The sequence below is a fragment of the Methylobacterium sp. Leaf469 genome (genome assembly GCF_001424745.1).
Lineage (GTDB): Bacteria > Pseudomonadota > Alphaproteobacteria > Rhizobiales > Beijerinckiaceae > Methylobacterium.
The window spans coordinates 303,572-322,926 of sequence record NZ_LMRE01000012.1; the positions used below are offsets into that span (position 1 = coordinate 303,572).

General features: G+C 71.0%; 20 protein-coding genes. 15 read left to right on the forward strand and 5 right to left on the reverse strand.

All coding sequences use genetic code 11. The features are described from left to right. Window positions 1–3: 3 nt before the first annotated feature. Genes cobN through cobJ form a run of 5 tightly spaced genes read left to right on the forward strand, consistent with a single transcriptional unit; the run spans window position 4 to window position 6,944 of the window. A complete protein-coding gene (gene cobN, locus ASG60_RS09250) occupies window positions 4–3,522 on the forward strand; it encodes a cobaltochelatase subunit CobN (protein ID WP_056385152.1) in 3,519 nt (1,172 codons plus the stop codon). Continuing rightward, window positions 3,519–4,766 carry a hypothetical protein gene (locus tag ASG60_RS09255; protein ID WP_056385154.1) on the forward strand — a complete coding sequence of 416 codons (1,248 nt, stop codon included), beginning with the start codon at window positions 3,519–3,521 and terminating at the stop codon, window positions 4,764–4,766. The genes cobN and ASG60_RS09255 overlap by 4 nt, the downstream gene beginning before the upstream one ends. Then, entirely contained in the window at window positions 4,763–5,395 is a 633-nt protein-coding gene (locus ASG60_RS09260; RefSeq protein WP_056170295.1) for a precorrin-8X methylmutase, read from the forward strand. Before ASG60_RS09255 ends, ASG60_RS09260 begins: the two co-directional genes overlap by 4 nt. Further along, entirely contained in the window at window positions 5,395–6,189 is a 795-nt protein-coding gene (locus ASG60_RS09265; protein WP_056385155.1) for a precorrin-2 C(20)-methyltransferase, read from the forward strand. The genes ASG60_RS09260 and ASG60_RS09265 overlap by 1 nt, the downstream gene beginning before the upstream one ends. After that, window positions 6,186–6,944, forward strand: a complete 759-nt coding sequence (gene cobJ / locus ASG60_RS09270; RefSeq protein WP_056260735.1) for a precorrin-3B C(17)-methyltransferase — start codon at window positions 6,186–6,188, stop codon at window positions 6,942–6,944. The genes ASG60_RS09265 and cobJ overlap by 4 nt, the downstream gene beginning before the upstream one ends. Window positions 6,945–6,986: 42 nt before the next feature. Here the strand turns inward: cobJ and ASG60_RS09275 are convergent, their stop codons facing one another. Continuing rightward, entirely contained in the window at window positions 6,987–7,715 is a 729-nt protein-coding gene (locus tag ASG60_RS09275) for a cobalt-precorrin-6A reductase (protein WP_056385157.1), read from the reverse strand. A 14-nt stretch (window positions 7,716–7,729) separates the two neighbouring features. On the opposite strand from ASG60_RS09275, the gene ASG60_RS09280 reads away from it, so the two are divergent. From ASG60_RS09280 to ASG60_RS09295, 4 genes are read left to right on the forward strand one after another with little or no spacing between them, the layout of a single operon-like run. Next, a complete protein-coding gene (locus ASG60_RS09280) occupies window positions 7,730–8,956 on the forward strand; it encodes a bifunctional cobalt-precorrin-7 (C(5))-methyltransferase/cobalt-precorrin-6B (C(15))-methyltransferase (protein WP_056385159.1) in 1,227 nt (408 codons plus the stop codon). Then, window positions 8,935–9,351 carry a cobalamin biosynthesis protein gene (locus tag ASG60_RS09285; protein ID WP_056260743.1) on the forward strand — a complete coding sequence of 139 codons (417 nt, stop codon included), beginning with the start codon at window positions 8,935–8,937 and terminating at the stop codon, window positions 9,349–9,351. The genes ASG60_RS09280 and ASG60_RS09285 overlap by 22 nt, the downstream gene beginning before the upstream one ends. After that, window positions 9,348–10,145 carry a precorrin-4 C(11)-methyltransferase gene (gene cobM, locus ASG60_RS09290; protein WP_056359577.1) on the forward strand — a complete coding sequence of 266 codons (798 nt, stop codon included), beginning with the start codon at window positions 9,348–9,350 and terminating at the stop codon, window positions 10,143–10,145. The genes ASG60_RS09285 and cobM overlap by 4 nt, the downstream gene beginning before the upstream one ends. Next, window positions 10,142–11,452, forward strand: coding sequence for a cobyrinate a,c-diamide synthase (locus tag ASG60_RS09295; protein WP_056385161.1), 1,311 nt, complete (start codon window positions 10,142–10,144; stop codon window positions 11,450–11,452). The genes cobM and ASG60_RS09295 overlap by 4 nt, the downstream gene beginning before the upstream one ends. Before the next feature lie 31 nt (window positions 11,453–11,483). Here ASG60_RS09295 and ASG60_RS09300 read toward each other — a convergent pair whose 3' ends face one another. After that, complete coding sequence (locus ASG60_RS09300; RefSeq protein WP_056170320.1) at window positions 11,484–11,894, reverse strand: helix-turn-helix transcriptional regulator; 411 nt, start codon at window positions 11,892–11,894, stop codon at window positions 11,484–11,486. A 400-nt stretch (window positions 11,895–12,294) separates the two neighbouring features. Here ASG60_RS09300 and ASG60_RS09305 point away from each other — a divergent pair, with 400 nt between their 5' ends. Continuing rightward, window positions 12,295–12,627 (forward strand): antibiotic biosynthesis monooxygenase, encoded by a 333-nt coding sequence (locus ASG60_RS09305; protein WP_056170323.1) that lies wholly within the window; start codon window positions 12,295–12,297, stop codon window positions 12,625–12,627. A 67-nt stretch (window positions 12,628–12,694) separates the two neighbouring features. Here the strand turns inward: ASG60_RS09305 and ASG60_RS09310 are convergent, their stop codons facing one another. Then, on the reverse strand, window positions 12,695–13,942 hold the full coding sequence (locus ASG60_RS09310) for an MFS transporter (RefSeq protein WP_156398844.1): 1,248 nt from the start codon (window positions 13,940–13,942) through the stop codon (window positions 12,695–12,697). 52 nt (window positions 13,943–13,994) lie between these two features. Between ASG60_RS09310 and ASG60_RS23750 the strand changes: the two genes are divergently transcribed. Together ASG60_RS23750 and ASG60_RS09315 are read left to right on the forward strand one after the other, a co-directional pair. Continuing rightward, entirely contained in the window at window positions 13,995–14,126 is a 132-nt protein-coding gene (locus ASG60_RS23750) for a hypothetical protein (RefSeq protein WP_277996232.1), read from the forward strand. 346 nt (window positions 14,127–14,472) lie between these two features. Next, complete coding sequence (locus tag ASG60_RS09315; RefSeq protein WP_056260932.1) at window positions 14,473–15,936, forward strand: sugar transferase; 1,464 nt, start codon at window positions 14,473–14,475, stop codon at window positions 15,934–15,936. A gap of 28 nt (window positions 15,937–15,964) precedes the next feature. On the opposite strand, the gene ASG60_RS09320 is transcribed toward ASG60_RS09315, so the two are convergent. Further along, window positions 15,965–16,465, reverse strand: a complete 501-nt coding sequence (locus ASG60_RS09320; protein WP_056260749.1) for a Fur family transcriptional regulator — start codon at window positions 16,463–16,465, stop codon at window positions 15,965–15,967. 201 nt (window positions 16,466–16,666) lie between these two features. On the opposite strand from ASG60_RS09320, the gene ASG60_RS23755 reads away from it, so the two are divergent. The 3 genes from ASG60_RS23755 to ASG60_RS09330 are packed head-to-tail and all read left to right on the forward strand — an operon-like array spanning window position 16,667 to window position 18,503. Then, entirely contained in the window at window positions 16,667–16,789 is a 123-nt protein-coding gene (locus ASG60_RS23755; protein ID WP_277996233.1) for a hypothetical protein, read from the forward strand. Continuing rightward, complete coding sequence (locus tag ASG60_RS09325) at window positions 16,786–17,628, forward strand: ABC transporter ATP-binding protein (protein ID WP_056385163.1); 843 nt, start codon at window positions 16,786–16,788, stop codon at window positions 17,626–17,628. Before ASG60_RS23755 ends, ASG60_RS09325 begins: the two co-directional genes overlap by 4 nt. A gap of 50 nt (window positions 17,629–17,678) precedes the next feature. Then, window positions 17,679–18,503 carry a metal ABC transporter permease gene (locus tag ASG60_RS09330; protein WP_082531696.1) on the forward strand — a complete coding sequence of 275 codons (825 nt, stop codon included), beginning with the start codon at window positions 17,679–17,681 and terminating at the stop codon, window positions 18,501–18,503. Between the two features lie 68 nt (window positions 18,504–18,571). Here ASG60_RS09330 and ASG60_RS09335 read toward each other — a convergent pair whose 3' ends face one another. Then, a complete protein-coding gene (locus ASG60_RS09335) occupies window positions 18,572–19,174 on the reverse strand; it encodes an exopolysaccharide biosynthesis protein (protein WP_056170334.1) in 603 nt (200 codons plus the stop codon). Between the last annotated feature and the right edge of the window lie 181 nt (window positions 19,175–19,355).

Genomic DNA, 19,355 nt, shown 5'->3' on the forward strand with positions numbered 1-19,355 from the left:
GCCATGCATCTGATCCGCGTCGATACGGTTTCCCTCGACGAGGGCGAAGCCGCCATCGATCTCGGTCAGGCGCCGGGCGACATCGTGTTCCTGTCGTTCACGGATTCCGACCTGTTCGGCGTCGCGGGCGCGTTCGCAGCGGCATTTCCGCAAGCCGGCGAGGGTCCGGCCCCGACCCTGCGTCTGGCGAAACTCGCGAAGCTCCGTCACCCCATGTCGGTGGACCTCTACGTCGACGGGGTTATCGCGCGGTCGAAATGCGTCGTGATCCGATGCCTCGGCGGGCTCGATTACTGGCGTTACGGCATCGAGCGTGCCGCTGCCGCCGCACGGGCGAACGGCGTTCGCCTCATCGTCCTGCCGGGCGACGACCGGCCCGACGATCGCCTGGATGCCTTCTCGACGGCGCCCGATCTCGCACCCGTCCTCGACGCCTATTTCCGGGCGGGCGGCGCCGACAACCTGCGCCGGATGCTCGGGCGGATCGCGGCCGAGATCGGCTTTCCCGGCACCGTGGAGGAGCCGCAAGCCCTGCCGCGCGGCTTCGTCTGCTGCCCCGGCTGCGGCCCCATCGACCGCGATCGGGCTCTAGCCGCCGGCCGGCCCTTGCAGGCGGGCACGGTGCCCCTGGCGCTCCTCGTCGTCTACCGCTCGGCGATCCTGTCGGGGGATGCCGCGCCCCTGGCGGCCTTGGGCGATGCACTCCGGGCCCGCGGCCTGCAGGTGCTGGTGGTCGCCGTCTCGAGCCTCAAGGACCCCGCGGCCCTGGCGGCGTTGCGCGACACCATCGCGGCGCGAAAGCCCGACGTCGTCGTGGCCGCGACCGCCTTCTCGGCCCGCGAGGATGCGGGCTTCGTCCTGGACGGCGCCGATTGCCCGGTGATCCAGGCCTACACCCTCGGCGCGGCCCACGCCGCGTGGGACGCCTCGGCCCGGGGGATGTCGGCGGCCGACCTCGCCATGCAGGTGGCCCTGCCGGAATTCGACGGCCGGCTCTCGGGCTTCCCGATCTCGTTCAAGGAGGACGGCCCCGAAATCGATGGCTTCTCCGAGCGCCGCGCACGTCCCTACGCGACGGGAATCGCGGCGCTCGCCGACCGGGCGGCAGCCTGGGTGCGTCTCGCCCGCCTGCCCCGGGTGGAACGGCGGCTCGCCGTGGTGATGTCGGACTACCCGGCGCGCGGCGGCCGGGCCGGCTTCGCCGTCGGCCTCGACACCCCCGAGAGCGCGCGAGCTATGGTGGAGGACCTCGCGGCGGCGGGCTACGCCGCCGGCGCCCTGCCGCAAGCCGACGCGGTGATGCGCGCGCTCACGCACGGGCCACGCGATTTTTCGGTGTCCCTCGACGCGTATCGGGCGTGGTTCGCGGGGTTGCCGGAGGCCGATCGGGCCGAGCTGATCGCGTCTTGGGGGGAGCCAGAAGCCGATCCCCTTATCGTCGACGGCGCCTTCCGTTTTTCGATGGTGTGCCCGACCTCCCACCCACACCCTCATCCTGAGGTGGCGGAGCGGAGCGGAGCCCTCGAAGGAGGGGTCCAGTTGGACCTGCGATGCCTGGAGCCCTCCTGCGAGTCTGCTCACGCGGCACCTCAGGATGAGGTTGTAGGTGGAAAGCGTGTTCGCGCTCCGAACGGCCGCGTCGCCCTGTTCCTCCAGCCCGATCGTGGCCGTGCCGCCGACCGCAAGGCCGGCTATCACGACCCCGATGCGGTGCCGACCCACGCCTACCTCGCCTTCCATCTCGGCCTGCGCGAGAACTTCGACGCCCTGATCCATCTCGGAACCCACGGCACCACCGAGTGGCTGCCGGGCAAGGCCGTGGCCCTGTCGCCGAATTGCTGGCCCGCCCGCGCGATCGGGTCCCTGCCGGTGGTGTACCCGTTCATCGTCGACGATCCCGGCGAAGCCGCCCCCCTCAAGCGCCGCCTCGGCGGCGTGGCGCTCGGCCATCTCACGCCGCAGACCGAATGCCCGGGTCTCGACCCGGAATCGGCACACCTGCGCGAACTCGTGGAAGAGTATTCGGCGGCGAGCATCCTCGATCCGCGCCGCGCTGCGATCATCGCCCGCACCATCCTGGACGAGGCGGATTCGGCCGGACTGCTGGCCTCGGCGGGCATCGATATCGGCACCCCCATGCCGGATGCCCTGGCGGCGCTGGACGCCCATCTGTGCGATCTCGGCGAGGTCACCACCCGCGACGGGCTCCATGTCTTCGGCCGGGCGGCGCCTCAGGCCTCCGAAGCCGTGGCCGCCTGCGCAGCGGCCGAGCGCGACGGACTGCTCGCAGCCCTCGACGGTCGCTTCGTCGCCCCCGGTCCCGCCGGCTCGCCCTCGCGCGGCCGTACCGACGTGATGCCGACGGGGCGCAACCTCACCACCCTCGACCCGCGTAGCCTGCCGACGCGGGCCGCCACGACCCTGGGCGCCAAGGCCGCCGATGCCGTGGTCCGCCGCTACCTTCAGGACGAGGGCGAGTATCCCGCCCGCATCGTCATGGATCTGTGGGCGTCGCCGACGCTCCGGACCGGCGGCGAGGACGTGGCTCATGCATTGGCCCTCATGGGCGTACGCCCGGTCTGGGACCACGCCTCCACCCGTGTCACCGGTTTCGAGGTCTTGCCCCTGGCGCTCCTCGACCGGCCGCGCATCGACGTGACGGTGCGGGTCTCGGGGGCGTTCCGCGACACCTTCCCGGATACCCTCGGGCTCCTCGCCCGCGCGGCCGATTCCGTTGCGGCGCGTCACGAGGAGGACGCGGAGAACCCCCTCGCGGCCGCGCGCCGCCGGGGCGAGGCGACGCCCCGCGTCTACGGCGCGGCACCGGGCCGCTACGGCGCCGGCGCCGGCGGGCTCGCCCTCGACGGGGCCTGGGAGGAGCGCGCGGATCTCGGCCGCGCCTACCTCGACGCCACCTCGCATGCCTATGGGGGGGCATCGGACGTGGCCGATGCCGGCTTCGCCGCCCGCGTCGCCCAGGCCGATGCCTACGTCCATGCCTTCGACATCGCCGAGCGCGACCTGCTCGACGGCGACGCCGCCGTCGAGGCCATGGGTGGGTTCGCCGCCGCAGCCGCTCTCACAGGGGGCCAGCCGACCCTCTACAGCCTCGATGTCGCGACCCCGGATGCCCCGAAGGCCCGGACGGCCCGCGAGGACGCGGCCCGGCTGATCCGCGGAAAACTCGCCCATCCGCGCTGGATCGCAGCGCAGCTGCGTCACGGCTATCGCGGCGCCCAGGAACTGGCGCAGGGCATCGACGCGGTCTTCGTCCTCGCCGCCACCACGGACGCCGTGTCGAATGCCGATCTCGACCGGCTCTACGGCGCGATGATCGCCGACTTCGACACCTTCGATGCCCTGCGCGCTGCGAACCCCGAGGCCGCCCGCGCCATCCTGGAGCGATTCGACGAGGCCCGCCGCCGGGGTCTGTGGACGACGCGGCGCAACGCCATGGCGGCCGACGAGCTGATGCCGGAGGCGATTGCGGCCGACGAACGCTTGCCGGAGGCGGCCGAGTGAACGTCGCCCGCCGCGTTCTGCCCGAGGCCGCGAGCCGGCGCGGCTGGTGCCCGAGCCTCGCCCGCCCGATGCAGACGGGCGACGGGCTCCTGGCGCGGGTCCACCCGCCGCTCGGGCGCCTCACCGCCGCCCAGGCGCGGGCCGTGGCCGAGGGCGCACGCCGCTTCGGCAACGGCCATATCGACGTCACCGCACGAGCCAACCTTCAGATCCGGGGCGTCACGCCCGAGACGCAAGGCACGCTCGCCCCTCACCTCACGGCCGTGGGCCTGGGGGATATCCGTGCCGATGGCGGCCCGCAGCGCCTGACCCTGACCGCGCCGCTGTTCGGACTCTCCGATTTGGCCGAGGCCGTGGAAGCCATCGGCCGCGCGATTCCCGGCCTGCCGCCGAAGGCCCTGGTGGCCATCGAGGAAACGGGCGCCTCCGGCCTCGGTCGGGCGGATGCGGACATCCAGCTCCGAATGGTCGCGCCGGACGGCATCGCCTGGTCTCTCGCAGGACCGGACGGACCGATCTGGTTCGCGCCGGTGACGACGGCGCGGGCACTCGCGCACGTGTCCGAGATCCTGATTGTGCTGGCCGGGAGCGGAGCCCGGCGCATGCGCGACCTCGATACCTCACGCCGCAATCGTCTCGCCGGCACGGCGATGCCGGCCCCCTCCCAGATTCCGTCCCTGGCGCCTGGGCTGCACGATCTCGGAGACGGCCGGACCGCCCTTGCCGTCGAGACCGCCTTTGGACGCTGCACCGCCGACGCCCTCGATCGCCTCGCCGCATGGAGCGAGCGGCTCGCGTCGCCCGGCCTCGCGCTCAGCCCGACCCGGGGCTTCGTGTTCGTGGGCCGCGACCGCGATGACGTCGATCGTGCCCGTCACGCCCTCGGCGGAGACGGATTTATCCATGAAGCCGACGATCCGCGCGGCCATGTCGCGGCCTGCCCCGGAGCGCCGGCCTGCGCCTCGGGCTCGACGCCGACACTCATCGACGCCGCCCGCCTCGCCGAGGCGCTCGAGGGCACGGGCATCGATGCCCACGTCTCCGGCTGCGCCAAGGGCTGCGCCCATCCGGGAGCCGCCACCCTCACCCTCGTGGGCCAGTCCGGTCGCTACGGCATCGTCCTTCACGGCCGTCCCGATGGCGAGCCGACGATGCAACTCACTTTCGAGGCCGCTCTGGACCGCGTAAGGAGTGCCGATCCGACCCAAACCCTCGCCCAAGCCTTCAGGACCACGACACCATGAGTTCGCGCCTCGATTACCTGCGCGACGGGCAGGCGATCTACGCCCGCTCCTTCGCGATGATCCGCGCCGAGGCGGACCTCGCCCGCTTCCACGGCACCGCCGAGCGGGTGGTGGTACGGATGATCCACGCCTGCGGCATGACCGACCTCCCCCGCGACGTGGAGGCGTCGGACGACTTTGCGAGTCGCGGCGAGGCCGCGTTGAAGGCCGGCGCACCGATCCTTTGCGATGTCCGCATGGTGGCCGACGGCGTCACCCGCGCCCGCCTGCCCGCGAACAACCAGGTGATCTGCACCCTGAGCGATCCACGCGTGCCCGAACTGGCCGCCGCCATGGGCACGACCCGCTCGGCCGCCGCCATGGAATTGTGGCGCGAGCACCTGCCGGGCAGCGTCGTGGCGGTCGGCAACGCCCCGACCTCCCTGTTTCGCCTCCTCGAACTCCTCGACGAGGGCGTCGCCCCGCCGGCCGCGATCATCGGCATTCCCGTGGGTTTCGTCGGCGCGGCCGAATCGAAGGAAGCCCTCGCCCGCGATGGGCGCGTCCCCTTTATCGTGGTGCATGGCCGGCGCGGCGGCAGCGCCATGACGGCGGCCGCCATCAACGCCCTGGCGCAGGAGATCGAGTGATGGAGGCGGGCGCCCCCCTCCCCCCCACCGCGCCTCTCGAAGACGTGGCGAGCCCCGTGGCGAAGGTCACCGGCACCCTGTTCGGCGTCGGCATGGGTCCCGGGGAACCCGACTACCTCACCGTTCGGGCCATGAAGGTGCTGCAGGCGGCGCCTGTCCTCGTGCATTTCTGCAAGAAGGGCCGGCGCGGCAACGCCCGCACCATCGCGGACGCGGTGCTGACGTCCGACCCGGCGCGCGAGTTCCCCCTCGCCTACCCGTACACCACCGAGCTGCACCCCGATCATCCCGACTACGTCGCGGCCCTGGCGGGTTTCTACGACGACGCGGCGGGCCAACTGGCCGACCACCTCGGCGCCGGGCGCGACGTGGCGATCCTCTCGGAGGGCGACCCGTTCTTCTACGGCTCGTTCATGCATCTGTGGCGCCGCCTCAAGGACCGCTTCCCCGTGGAGGTGGTGCCGGGCGTCACCGGCATGTCCGGGTGCTGGACCCGGGCCGGAACCCCCATCACCTGGGGCGACGACGTGCTCACGATTCTGCCTGCGACCCTGCCGCAGGCCGCCCTCGTCGCGCGGCTAGCGCAGACCGACGCCGCCGTGATCATGAAGCTCGGCCGCCATTTGCCGAAGGTGCGCGCCGCCCTGGCCGAAGCCGGTGTGCTCGAGCGCGCCGTCTATGTCGAGCGCGGCACCATGACGGGCGAGCGCGTGGTGGCCTTGCGCGACAAGCCCGACGACGTGGCGCCCTACTTCTCCATGGTGCTCCTGCCCGGCGAGGGCCGCCGGCCGTGACCGGCTCCGTCACGGTGGTCGGCCTCGGGCCGGGCGACCCCGACCTGCTCACCCGGTCGGCCGAAGCGGCGCTCGCCCGCGCGCAGGACCTCATCGGCTACATTCCCTACGTCGCACGGGTTCCCGAGCGTCCGGGCCTGACCCGGCACGCCACCGACAACCGCGTCGAGGTCGACCGCGCCCGCCATGCCCTGGAGCTCGCCACAGCCGGACGTCACGTGGCGGTGGTCTCCGGTGGCGACCCCGGCGTCTTCGCCATGGCGGCGGCGATCTTCGAGGCGGTCGAGGCCGGCGATCCGGCCTGGGCGCAGCTCGACATCACCGTCGAACCCGGCATCACCGCCATGCTGGCCGCCGCCGCCCGCCTCGGCGCGCCGCTCGGCGGGGATTTCTGCGCCCTGTCGCTGTCCGACAATTTGAAGCCCTGGGAGGTCGTCACCGCCCGGCTCGAGGCGGTGCTGCGGGCCGATTTCGTGGTGAGCCTCTACAATCCGATCTCGAAGGCCCGGCCCTGGCAGCTCGGCCGCGCCCTGGCGCTGACCGCCGAGATCCGCGCGCCCGACACCCCGGTGATCTTCGCCCGCGCCGTCTCGCGCCCCGACGAGGCGATCCGCGTCCTCACCCTGGCCGAGGCCCGCGAGACCACCGCCGACATGGCCACCATGGTGATCATCGGCGCCTCGGGCACCCGCCTGATTCCGCGCGGGAACGGGCTCCGGCCCTACGTCTACACCCTCCGCAGCGTGCCGACTTGAAGAGGTGAATTCTCCTCCCCGGGGGAGACGACTCAGCACCCGTCATGGTGTCGCGAGCCATACCAGGGCGCCGCTGACGTCGGTGACGCTTGGAACGTCGGGTTTCGGCGGCCGAGCCACCATGATCACCCGAACCCCGATATCCCGCGCGGCGGCGATCTTGCCGTAGGTCGCAGGGCCGCCGGAGTTCTTGCTCACCAGAATTTCGATGCTCTGGTCGCGCAGGAAGGCCGCCTCGTCGGCCTCCGCGAAGGGCCCGCGCGCGGCGATCGTCGTGAGATGCGGGACGTCCAGGCTGACGGATTCGACGGCGCGCACCACGTAGGTGTGACGCGGCGCGCCCGCGAATGCGCCGATCTCCTGTCGTCCCACCGTGAGGAAGACACGGCGCGGCACCGGTCCGAGGGCCGTCGCGGCGACCTCCATCGTGGCGACCTCTTCCCAGCGATCCCCCGGCATCGGATCCCAGGCCGGACGGCGGATGGCCAGAAGCGGGGTACCGGTGCGGGCACAGGCCTCGGCCGCGTTGGCGCCCATGCGGGCGGCGAACGGATGGGTCGCGTCGATCACGTGGGTGATGCGGTTGGCCGCGATCCAGGCCGCGAGTCCCTCCACCCCGCCGAAGCCGCCGACCCGCATCGGCACCGGCTCGGCTTTCGGCGCGGAGGTGCGGCCGGCGAGCGACAGGGTGGCCTCGACGCCCGGCGGCAGAATCCGTACCAGGGCGCTGGCTTCGCCGGTACCGCCGAGAATGAGGAGACGCTTGAGCATGGGACGCCTTCTCCATGAGCGCTGAGCCCGTGTCGAGCCGGCCGTGGCTCACCCTGGTGGGCATCGGCGAGGACGGCCGCGACGGCCTGAGCCCCGCCGCCGCCGCTGCCCTCGACGGAGCCGAATGCGTCTATGGCGGACGCCGGCACTTCGATCTCGCCGGGCCGCTCGCCGCAGAGGCGCGGATCTGGCCGAGTCCCATCACGGATGCCTATCCGGGTATCCTGGCGCGGCGCGGCCGACCGACCTGCATCCTCGCTACAGGCGACCCGTTCCATTACGGCATCGGCGCGGAGATCGCCCGCTTGGTACAGGCGGACGAGATGCGGGTGTTCCCCCAGCCCTCCGCGTTCAGCCTCGCCTGCGCCCGCTTGGGTTGGGCGGTGGCCGAGACCGGCTGCCTCACCCTGCACGGGCGGGCGCTGCCCAATCTCCTGCCCCACCTCCAGCCCGGCACCCACCTTCTCGTTCTGAGCTGGGACGGCTCGACCCCGGCCGCGGTGGCGGCCCTGTTGACGGAGCGGGGGTTCGGCGCCTCGACCCTCACGGTGCTCGAAGCCATGGGCGGCCCGCGCGAGCGCCGCCGCAGCGCACCGGCCGAAGCCTTCGCCCTCCACGACATCGATCCCCTCAACACCCTGGCGATCGCGGTGGCGGCGGGTCCCGACGCCCGGGTGGTGCCCCTGGCGCCCGGCCTCGACGACGCGTGGTTCGAGAATGACGGACAGCTCACCAAGTCCGACATCCGCGCCGTGACCCTGGCGGCCCTGCGGCCCCGCGCGGGCCAGTGCCTGTGGGACATCGGCGCGGGGGCGGGCTCCATCTCCATCGAGTGGATGCTGCGCCGGCCGGGCCTGCGGGCCGTCGCCGTCGAGGCGAATCCGGCCCGCGCCGCCCGCATCCGGCGCAACGCCGATCACCTCGGCGTCCCGGGCCTCGTGGTGGTGGAAGGCGCGGCACCCACCGCCCTCGTGGGGCTGGAGCGCCCCGACGCGGTCTTCATCGGCGGCGGCGTCACGGCCGCGGGCCTCCTCGACCGGGTGATGGACGCCCTCGCCCCTGGCGGACGCCTCGTCTCCAACGTCGTCACCCTGGAGGGCGAGGCGGTCCTGCTCGCCGCCTTCGCGCGGCAGGGCGGCAGCCTCAAACGTCTCGTCGTGGCCAAGGCCGACCCGGTGGGCCACCTCCACGGCTGGCGCCACGCGATGCCGGTGACGCAATGGGCGTGGACGAAGCCGTGACCGACCGGCTGGTCGCGGGCCTCGGCTTTCGCCATGCGACGTCCGCGGACGAGATCCTCGCCCTTCTCCGGCGGGCTCTGGCGAACCAGAGCGCCCCCCTCGGGTGCCTCGCCACCCCGGCCGACCGGGCGGATGCACCCGCCATCCGGGCCGTCGCCGGAACCCTCGGGGTTCCCCTGGTCGCCGTCGCGGCGGACGCCATGATCGCCGTGGACGCCCGGGTCCTCACCCGGTCCGCCCGCATCGCGGCGACGCGCGGGGTCGGCTCCGTGGCGGAAGCCGCCGCCCTTGCGGTGGCGGGCGCCGCCGCGACCCTCATCCTGCCCCGCATCGCGAGTGCCGGGGCGACATGCGCCCTTGCGCTGGCCCGCGAATCCGTCACTCAGGCACCATGACCGTCCATTTCATCGGCGCCGGCCCGGGCGCCGCCGACCTCATCACCGTGCGCGGCCGCGATCTCATCGCCCGCTGCCCCGTCTGCCTCCATGCCGGCTCCCTGGTGGCGCCCGAGATCCTGGGCTGGTGCCCGCCGGGCGCGCGCATCGTCGACACCGCGCCCCTCGACCTCGACGCCATCGTGGCCGAATGCGCCGCCGCCCACGCGGCCGGGCACGATGTCGCCCGCCTGCATTCGGGCGATCTCTCGATCTGGAGCGCGCTGGCCGAGCAGACCCGGCGCCTGACCCAGGCCGGCATTCCCTACACGGTGACGCCGGGGGTGCCGTCCTTCGCCGCCGCCGCGGCCCTGCTCGGGCGCGAACTCACCGTGCCGGGGCTGGCCCAATCCGTCGTCCTGACCCGCACGTCGGGCCGGGCCAGCGCCATGCCGGAGCGCGAGACCCTCGCGGCCTTCGCGGCGACGGGCGCGACCCTGGCCCTCCACCTCTCGATCCACGTCATCGATCGGGTGGTCGCCGAACTGACGCCGTTCTACGGGCCGGATTGTCCCACCGCGGTGGTGTTCCGCGCCACCTGGCCCGACGAGCGGGTCCTTACCGGAACCCTGGCGACCATCGCGGCCGCCGTCACGCAAGCAGGCCTCGAGCGCACCGCCCTCATCCTCGTCGGCCCGGCCCTCGACCCGGCCGAGTTCCGCGAGAGCGCCCTGTATTCGACGGCGTACGACCGGCGCTTCCGGCCGCAGGCGGGAACGCGAGCGGCCGGCACGGCGGCGGGAGAACGCGCATGAACGTGCCCGGCCTCCTCGTCGCCGCGCCCCGGTCGAGCTCCGGCAAGACCACCGTGACCCTCGCGCTGATGCGGGCGCTCAGCCGGCGCGGACTCGCCGTGCGCGGCGCGAAATGCGGGCCGGACTACATCGACCCGGCGTTCCACGCCGCCGCCACGGGCTTTCCGAGCTTCAACCTCGACAGCTTCGCCATGCCCGAGCCCATGCTCGACGCCGTGGCGGGGCTCGCCGGCACGGATGCCGACCTCGTGGTGGCCGAGGGGTCCATGGGGCTGTTCGACGGGATCGTCGCCGGCGCAGGCCGTACGGGGGCCAACGCCGACATCGCCGCCCGCTACGGCTGGCCCGTGCTCCTCGTCCTCGACGTGTCGGGGGCCGCGCAATCGGCGGCGGCCGTGGCGTTGGGCTGCTCGCTGTACGATCCGCGCATCCGCATCGCGGGGGTGATCCTCAACAAGGTCGCGAGCCCCCGTCACCGTCGCCTCGTCGAGGCGGGGCTGGCGCGGGTCGGCCTGCCGGTCCTCGGCGCCCTCATGCGCGACGCGACCCTGACCCTGCCCGAGCGCCATCTCGGCCTCGTCCAGGCCCGCGAGACCAACGACCTCGATGCTCGCCTCGACCGGCTGGCGGACCTGGCGGAAGCCGGCCTCGATCTCGATGCGATCCTGGCCGCCGCCGGCGGTGCCGCGCCGCCGCCTCGCGCGGGCGCACTGCCGAACCCGCCGGGCCAGCGCATCGCCGTGGCCTCGGACGCGGCGTTCTCGTTCCTGTATCCGCACATGGCGGCGGGCTGGCGGGCGCAGGGGGCCGAACTCGTCCCGTTCTCGCCGCTCGCCGACGAGGCGCCACCGGCCTCCTGCGATGCGGCCTGGCTTCCGGGCGGCTATCCAGAGCTTCACGCCGGCCAGCTCGCGGGCGCGTTAACCTTCCTCGGCGGTCTGCGCGACTTCGCTGTGCAAAAGCCGATCCACGGCGAGTGCGGCGGCTACATGGTGTTGGGGGAGAGCCTGGAGGATGCCGACGGGGTCACCCACCCCATGGCCGGCCTGCTCCCGGTCGCGACGTCCTACCGGACGCGCAAGTTGCACCTCGGCTACCGCGTCGCGACCCTCATCGCCGACGGTCCCCTCGGGGCCGCGGGCACGCGCCTCGTCGGCCACGAATTCCATTATGCGAGCGAGCGCACGCCCGCCCCCGAGGCGGAAGCGGCCCTGGCCAGCGTCACCGATGCGGAAGGTGTGGCCCTCGGCCTCGCCGGGCATCGACACGGGCGCGTGACGGGCAGCTTCTTCCACCTGATCGGATAGCCCGCCGAAACCGGGCCGTCCGATCCAGGGCTCAAGCCTGTTCGACGACGGCGTCCGGCTCCGGAGCCTGCTTGCCCATCTTCGAGATCGTCCGAACGATGGAGAGAGCATCCTTGCGGAGTTGGTCGTTCTCGATCAGCGCGTAGGCACGCAGCAGTTCGATGGCGCCCTGGGCACTCAGGAAGCCGAAGACGTCCGACTGGGTGCCGCCGGCATCGTCATCCTCGAAGAACGCCGAGACCGGGACTTCGAGGAGTCGGGCGATCTCGCGCAGGCGCCCGGCACCGACGCGGTTCTGGCCCTTCTCGTACTTCTGAACTTGCTGGAACGTCACGCCGACGGCGGTGCCGAGCGCGGTTTGACTCAAGCCGCGCGCCTTGCGGAGGGCGGTGATCCGCAACCCGACGAGGCGATCAACATCGGTGGTCTGCTTGGGCATCATATCTCGATTCAGTCCTTAGGTTAGATGGACGCTGCCGCCTGGACCAACGACGGAAACTGATCGAAAGGAAGAGTGACGCACTGTGTCGTACGACCCTCGATTGAGTTCGAGCGTCCGATCCATGATAACGTGCGCTTTAGTGGATCGACGGAGAAGCTCAGCGCACCGTCCCCGCTTCGCGCTTACAGTCATTTTACTCGATTTTGGCCGAAACCCCATCGCGGCGGTAGCTTGACCACAAAGCCGGCCCGAAAGGCAAGCGTTCCCTTGGGACGAAGGGCGCCTTCATGGCCGGCTCGGCAAGATGATGGACGTCATGGCGTGGTACTTCCGGTTGTCGCATCGGCCGGGCTAGGATGTCGGTCAACCCGAACCTCATCGGGAAACGCGGAACCTTATCATGTATATCGCTATGAATCGCTTCAAAGTCGTCAAGGACTCCACCGATGATTTCGAGCAGGTTTGGCTCGGGCGGGACAGCCAATTGGGCGAGATGCCGGGCTTCGTGGAATTCCATCTGCTCCGCGGTCCCGAGCACGAGGACCACGTGCTGTACGCATCACACACGGTCTGGGCCTCGAAATCCGATTTCGAATCGTGGACGCGCTCGGAGCAGTTCCGCAAAGCGCATGGCCGGGTGCCCACGACGAAGCCGCTCTACCTCGGTCATCCGCAATTCGAAGGCTTCGAGACGATTCAGACCTTGGGCGGCGCGTCGAACACCCCGGCCTGACATCCCCCCGAGGGTTCTTCGACGGGACCGGCGCCGGAGTGCCGGTCCCGTTCGGACAGGATACGGCTCACCGGGCCAGCCGCGGCAGGAAGACCGCCGCGAGGCCGATGAGCGGCAAGTAGGCGCAGAGCGCATAGACCGCGGTGATGCCGGCGTGATCGGCCACCTCGCCGAGAACCGCGGCGCCGAGCCCGCCCATGCCGAATGCGAAGCCGAAGAACAATCCACCGACCAGACCGATCCGGCCGGGCAGGAGCTCCTGCGCGTAGACGAGGATCGCCGGCATCGCCGAGGACAGGATCATCCCGATGGGCACCGTCAGCACCACCGTCCAGACGAGATCGGCGTGCGGCAGGGCCAGGGTGAAGGGCAGGACACCCAGGATCGACCCCCAGATCACGGGCTTGCGTCCGAAGCGGTCGCCGATGGGACCGCCCAGGATGGTGCCCGCCGCCACCGCGCCGAGGAACACGAACAGGTAGATCTGCGACTGGGCCACGGAAACGCCGAAGCGCTGGATCAGGTAGAAAGTGTAGTAGGACGAGAAGCTCGCCAGATAAAAATATTTCGAGAAAATCAGCGTCAACAGGATTGCGATGGTGAGACCGACCCGCCGGCGCGACAGGACCCTTGCAGCGGGGGCACCGGCGCGGGTGGCGGGACGCGGGACTGCGCGAAGCCGTCCGGCGTACCATTGTCCCACGAGGGCGAGCACGCAGATCCCCGCGAGCGCGACGAGGGAGAACCAGGCGACGCTCCCCTGCCCGTGCGGCACCACCACGAAGGCCGCCAGCAGGGGTCCGAGTGCCGTACCGGCATTGCCGCCGACCTGGAACACCGACTGGGCGAGGCCGTAGCGTCCGCCCGAAGCAAGGCGGGCGACGCGGGTCGCCTCGGGATGGAACACCGCCGAACCGAAGCCCACGAGGCCGGCCGCCAGAAGAAGCAGTCCGTACGCCCACGCCACCGACAGCAGGAGGAGGCCGACGAGGGACGAACCCATGCCGAACGCCAGGGAAAACGGCAGCGGCCTGCGGTCCGTGTAGATGCCGACCACCGGTTGCAGCACCGACGCGGTTACCTGGAACACGAAGGTGATGAGGCCGATCTGTCCGAAATCGAGCCGGAACTGGGTCTTCAGGAGCGGATAGATCGCCGGCAGGAGGGATTGCACGAGATCGTTGAGGAGGTGCGACAGGCTGAGCGCCCCGAGAACCGCGAAGGCCGGACCGGGCACGCCCGCGCCCGCGGCACGGTCCCGCACGGCCGGCGCCTGCGGCGGGTCGCCGATGGCTGGTTCGATGGCTCCTGTCATGGGCAATTCCCGACGCATTCCTGGCCGCGCCATACGGGCGGCCGCCGCCCCGATGAGCGCCATCGGTGTCGCGATCATGACCGTGCCGGAAGCCGCCGATGCGAAGGGCCGGGCGAGGCTCGGAGAACGCCGTGCCGTCGCGCCCATCACCCGTTTCGTCTCGGCAAAGCCGACCCCGAAATGAACCGAACCGACGACGATGGTCCATGCTCAGCCCGCGAACACGCCTCTAGAGTCCCGAACTGTGGAAGACCAGGGCCGGCGGCAATCACGCCGAGACTTGTCCGTGGATAAGTTTTCGTTCGATTGCGGGACAAAGGCAGGATGGTTAATCACGAGCAGGCGGCCGCATCATGTCTCTTGCGGCGGGCGGGAAGGTCCGGAGATTGCGCAGCGATCCCACGAAACCTCGATCGCTCCGGTCACCGGCGCGATTTGGGACACTTTCCGCCTCACGACGGGACATGGCACTCCAGATGTTTCAGGAACCGATCCAGAAGATCTACCAGACCGCGCCGCAGGCGGTGCCGATGACGACCGATGCGCGTCGCGATGTCTGGGCGGCACTTCTGCCCCGGCGCAGGCGTGCCGCCTTCCGCCTCGGCATCTCCACGGCCGTGGCGATGGCCGACCTTCTGACCATCGTCGGCACCGCCTACGCGGTCGATGTCGCGTACTCGTTCGGGGTGCTGGGCGAGTTCCCGCCGAGCGGCGTGAGCGGCGGATCGCAGATCGCCGGCCTCGTGGCGATGATCGTGCTCCTCACCAACCTGACGCGGGAGGAGTACAGCATCGAGACCGCCCTCTCCCACGGTCCGCACCTGCGACGCGCGGCGACCCTGTGGGTTTCGGCCTGGGCCGTGGTGCTGATCCTCGGCTTCGTGACGAAGACCACGAACGACTTCTCGCGCATCGTCTCCCTGGGCTTCTTCCTCGCCGGACTTCCGACGATGCTCGCCGTGCGCTTCGGCATGACCGCCCTGGTGCGCCGGGCGATCACCCCGGGCTCGGCTTCCGTCAACCGCATCCATCTCGTCGGGTTCGAGGAGGACATCGCCCGGTTCTATGCCCACAACGATACGGACGCATTGGGTCTTCGGGTCATCGGAACGAGCTACCTGCGGCGGATCGAGGCCGGGGACGACGCCCTCGCCCGTGAGACGCGGATCGCCGAGGACCTCGACCTCGCCGTCTCCGTGGTGCGCTTCCTGCGCCCGGACGACGTGTTCATCCTGGTCCCGTGGTCCGACGCCAGCGACATCGAGCGCTGCATCGACGCGTTCCTGCGCGTTCCCGCGGCCCTTCACCTGCGCCCGGGCTCGGTGATGGACCGCTTCCCCGATCTGAAGCCCGGCCGCGTCGGGCGCCTTTCGGGGCTGAGCATCGGGCGACGCCCCCTCCAGGCCGGCGAAATCCTGCTGAAGCGGACCGTCGACCTCACCCTGGCGACAACCGCCCTGGTGATGCTGGCTCCGCTGTTCGCCGCCGTGGCGGTCCTGATCAAGCTCGACAGCCCGGGGCCGGTGTTCTTCCGCCAGCGGCGCTACGGCTTCAACCAGCAGCCGTTCGGCGTCTACAAGTTCCGCAGCATGAAGACGGAGGGCGATTCGGTCTTCCGTCAGGCCTCGCGCAACGACGCGCGCATCACCCGCATCGGTGCGGTGCTGCGCCGCTCCAACATCGACGAGCTGCCCCAGCTCATCAACGTCCTGCGCGGCGAGATGGCGTTGGTCGGTCCCCGCCCCCATGCGCTCGCCCACGACCGCAGCTTCGAGCGCCGGATCGCCCACTACGCTCGCCGTCACAACGTGATGCCGGGCATCACCGGCTGGGCACAGGTGAACGGCCTGCGGGGCGAGACCCTGACCGACCTCGACATGGAGCGACGCGTCGCTCACGACCTTTACTACATCGACAATTGGTCGATCTGGCTCGATCTCAGGATCATGGTCCAGACGGTGGTCTCGCCGCGCGCCTACAACAACGCGTTCTGAAGGCAGGAGCGTCCGGTGCCGGCCTCGATCAGCCCGCGGCGGGCTTGCCGAGGCAGGCGCCGCACTCGCCCTCGACCTCGAGGATGCGGCTCGAAGGCTTGAAGCCCACCTTGGCCAAGGTGCGGCCGAGCTGATCCTCGATCTCGGGCGAGGTGGTCTCGTCGATGGAGCCGCAGTTTCGGCAGATCAGGAAGACCAGGCCGGCGCCATCCGTGTGCGTATGCCCGCACGAAACGAAGGCGTTGCGGCTGGCGATGCGGTGGACGAGGCCGTTCTCCGTGAGAAAATCGAGGGCCCGGTAGACAGACACGGCCGCCACGCGCTTGCCCGATCCGCTCAGGCGCTCGGCGATGTCGTAGGCGCCGAGCGGACGCGCCTGCGACGCCACCACAGCGAGGACGTCCCGGCGCAGGCGGGTGAACTGGAGGTCGCGCGCCCGGCACATGGCCTCTGCCCGCGCCAGGGCTTCGCCGGGGCCGTTATGGCCGCAACAGCCTGCCTCGGTGTGCGTGCCCGCGTGATCCTGCATGGGCTCCCGATCCCCGTGAGAGTGCCTCACGATACTCCCGATCCCCGCCGGTTCTCGCCCTGAGCCCGGCGGTGCAGCGGGAGTTCTGTGAGAGACACTGAGGCGAGCCGGCGGCTCCGGCCCGTTGAACTCGTGGGATGTTACAGTGTATCAGCGCGCAACGTAAGCCGACGCGCCCGTCCGGTCCGATTGACTCTTCCCGTGACCCGCTCCAATCCCCTGCCCCGCCGCTCGCTGTTCCAGGCGGGGGCGCATCTCCGCTTCGCCGTGGCCGCGGTGCTGGCCGCCCTGCTCTGGGGCGCCGTGCTGTGGGTGTTGGCGTGAGCCCGCCGACGGGCGCCATCGCGCTCCACGGCCTGACCCTCGGCTACGATCGCCACCCGGCCGTGCACCACCTCGACGGCACGATCCAGCCCGGCGCGCTGCTCGCCCTCGTGGGTCCCAACGGGGCCGGAAAATCGACGCTTCTGAAGGGCATCGTCGGCGAAGTCCCGTGTCTCGACGGCCGGATCGACCGCTCGGGTCGCGCCGATGCCCTCGCCTACCTGCCGCAATCGGCGGAGATCGACCGGGGCTTCCCCTTGCGCGTCCTCGACCTCGTGGCCATGGGATTGTGGCACCGGATCGGGCCATGGCGCCGGGCTGCGCCCTACCGCGACACCCTGGTGGAGGCGCTGTCCGCCGTCGGCCTCGTCGGCTTCGAGGATCGGCCGATCGGCACCCTGTCGGGCGGCCAGTTCCAGCGCGCCCTCTTCGCCCGCCTCATCGTCCAGGATGCCCGCATCATTCTCCTCGACGAGCCGTTCACCGGCGTCGACGGACGCACGAGCGCGGATCTCCTGCGCCTCATCGGTGCTTGGCACCGCCAGGGCCGGACCATCGTCGCCGCCCTGCACGACCTCACCCAGGTTCGTAGCCACTTCCCCCAGACCCTGCTGCTGGCCCGCGAACCGGTGGCATGGGGCCCGACGGACGCGGTGCTGACCGCGGACAATCTCGCCCGCGCCCAAGCCCTGTCGGAGGCGTGGGACGAGGATGCGGCGATCTGCGGCCGGTCGGCCGGCGGGGTCGCCGACGCCCATCCGCATGCCCACCCCCACACGCATGCCCACCCGCACAGCCACGGACAGGCTCGGGACCACGCCCACCGGGACGCTCCGTGATCGACACCCTGATCGATGGCCTGTTCGGTCCGTTCGTCGAATTCGGCTTCATGCGACGCGCCCTCGTGGGGTGCCTCGCCCTGTCCCTTTCGGCTCCGCCCGTGGGCGTGTTCCTGATGCTGCGGCGCATGAGTTTAATGAGCGACGCCATGAGTCACGCCGTCCTGCCGGGGGCGGCCGTCGGCTTCCTCGTGGCGGGCCTGTCCCTGCCGGCGATGACCCTCGGGGGGCTCGCGGCCGGTCTCGCCGTGGCCCTGCTGGCGGGGGCCGTCACACGCTCCACCATCATCAAGGAGGATGCGAGCCTGGCGGCCTTCTACCTCATCTCCCTCGCCGCCGGCGTGGTGCTGATCTCGCTCCGCGGTTCGCAGATCGACCTGCTGCACATCCTGTTCGGGACGGTGCTGGCCCTCGACGACCCGGCGCTCCTGCTGCTCGGCGGCATCGCGACCATCACCCTGTTCGGCCTCGCGGCGCTCTACCGCCCGCTGGTCATGGAATGCGTCGACCCCCTGTTCCTGCGTACGGTGAGCCGCGCCGGCGGGCCGGTGCACTACGCCTTCCTCGGGCTGGTGGTGCTCAATCTCGTGGGTGGTTTCCAGGCGCTCGGGACGCTTCTGGCCGTGGGCCTGATGCTTCTGCCGGCGATCACCGCCCGCTTCTGGGCGACGGACCTCAGCGGGATGATCCCCGTCTCGGTGGTGTGCGCGATGATGGCGAGCGTCGCCGGCTTGACGCTCTCGTACCGGGCCAACCTTCCGACCGGCCCCGCGATCGTGCTGGCCGCCGGCGCCCTCTACGTGGTCTCGCTGCTGATCGGTCCCCGCGGCGGCCTGGTGCGCCGCCTCATCCGGCCGCGCCACCTCGAAGGGTAAGCGGCGCGGAACGAAACCCCACGCATCCGGCCCACACACCCGTCGCCTCGGCCGGCGGCTGGACGTCCCTACAGGTTGAACAGGCTCATGATGCCCGACACGAGGGCATAGACGAAGCCCGCATTCAGCAGAACGCCGAGTGCCCCGACGCCGAGGCCGAACATCACGACGACGCCGTCGCGCTCGACCAAGCCGAGACCGACGAGGCAGATCGCGAGCCCGAGGGGAATCTGCCCGACGATGGGGGCGGCGACGATGAGCGCCAGGGACAGGGTGAGCAGGATCAGGCCGACGCCGCGCAGGCCGAGGCCCGTCTCGAACAAGCTCATGCGCGGGCGCGACCACTTCTCGAGGCGCCTGAGCAGGGGGACGGCCCGGCTTGCGGCCCGCTCGACATCCTTGCGGGCGACGGAGCGTCGCAGGAGGACACGCGGAAGCCACGGGGAGGCCATGCCGGCCGTGATCTGGACCGCCACGAGCAGAAGCAGCAATCCGCACACCAAGGGAATCGGCGGCGGCATCGGCAGGCAGTTCGGCAAGCCGAGGATGACGATCAGCAGGGCGAAGGCACGGTCCTGCAACACCGCGACGATGTCGCCGACGGTCAGCCGTTCGCTCTCCTGCTCGGCGAGGACGGTCAGCACTTCGGAAGTTCGGGCACCTGGTGACAAGAAAGCTCGGCCATTGGCGACGGTCCTGTCGCGGGCTGTAACCTAGTCGGACTCCGGCGCCAAGCGGACGGGTGGGGCCGGCACGGGTGCCGATGTGCCGGGACGCACCCGTGAAACTCAGCGACTAGAGGTTGCACATTTCCTATAATTATAATCTCAAGTAATCATGCGTGCCGTTTCT

What these genes read in the sequence shown, in the direction of transcription:
- cobN (WP_056385152.1), top strand. Translation starts at nt 4, where the DNA reads ATGCATCTGATCCGCGTCGATACGGTTTCCCTCGACGAGGGCGAAGCC.
- ASG60_RS09315 (WP_056260932.1), top strand. Translation starts at nt 14,473, where the DNA reads ATGACGACCGATGCGCGTCGCGATGTCTGGGCGGCACTTCTGCCCCGG.
- ASG60_RS09260 (WP_056170295.1), top strand. Translation starts at nt 4,763, where the DNA reads ATGAGTTCGCGCCTCGATTACCTGCGCGACGGGCAGGCGATCTACGCC.
- ASG60_RS23750 (WP_277996232.1), top strand. Translation starts at nt 13,995, where the DNA reads ATGAGCGCCATCGGTGTCGCGATCATGACCGTGCCGGAAGCCGCCGAT.
- ASG60_RS09300 (WP_056170320.1), bottom strand. Translation starts at nt 11,894, where the DNA reads ATGATGCCCAAGCAGACCACCGATGTTGATCGCCTCGTCGGGTTGCGG.
- ASG60_RS09285 (WP_056260743.1), top strand. Translation starts at nt 8,935, where the DNA reads ATGGGCGTGGACGAAGCCGTGACCGACCGGCTGGTCGCGGGCCTCGGC.
- ASG60_RS09275 (WP_056385157.1), bottom strand. Translation starts at nt 7,715, where the DNA reads ATGCTCAAGCGTCTCCTCATTCTCGGCGGTACCGGCGAAGCCAGCGCC.
- ASG60_RS09320 (WP_056260749.1), bottom strand. Translation starts at nt 16,465, where the DNA reads ATGCAGGATCACGCGGGCACGCACACCGAGGCAGGCTGTTGCGGCCAT.
- ASG60_RS09295 (WP_056385161.1), top strand. Translation starts at nt 10,142, where the DNA reads ATGAACGTGCCCGGCCTCCTCGTCGCCGCGCCCCGGTCGAGCTCCGGC.
- ASG60_RS09310 (WP_156398844.1), bottom strand. Translation starts at nt 13,942, where the DNA reads ATGACAGGAGCCATCGAACCAGCCATCGGCGACCCGCCGCAGGCGCCG.
- cobM (WP_056359577.1), top strand. Translation starts at nt 9,348, where the DNA reads ATGACCGTCCATTTCATCGGCGCCGGCCCGGGCGCCGCCGACCTCATC.
- ASG60_RS09330 (WP_082531696.1), top strand. Translation starts at nt 17,679, where the DNA reads ATGCGACGCGCCCTCGTGGGGTGCCTCGCCCTGTCCCTTTCGGCTCCG.
- ASG60_RS09280 (WP_056385159.1), top strand. Translation starts at nt 7,730, where the DNA reads ATGAGCGCTGAGCCCGTGTCGAGCCGGCCGTGGCTCACCCTGGTGGGC.
- ASG60_RS09305 (WP_056170323.1), top strand. Translation starts at nt 12,295, where the DNA reads ATGTATATCGCTATGAATCGCTTCAAAGTCGTCAAGGACTCCACCGAT.
- ASG60_RS09265 (WP_056385155.1), top strand. Translation starts at nt 5,395, where the DNA reads ATGGAGGCGGGCGCCCCCCTCCCCCCCACCGCGCCTCTCGAAGACGTG.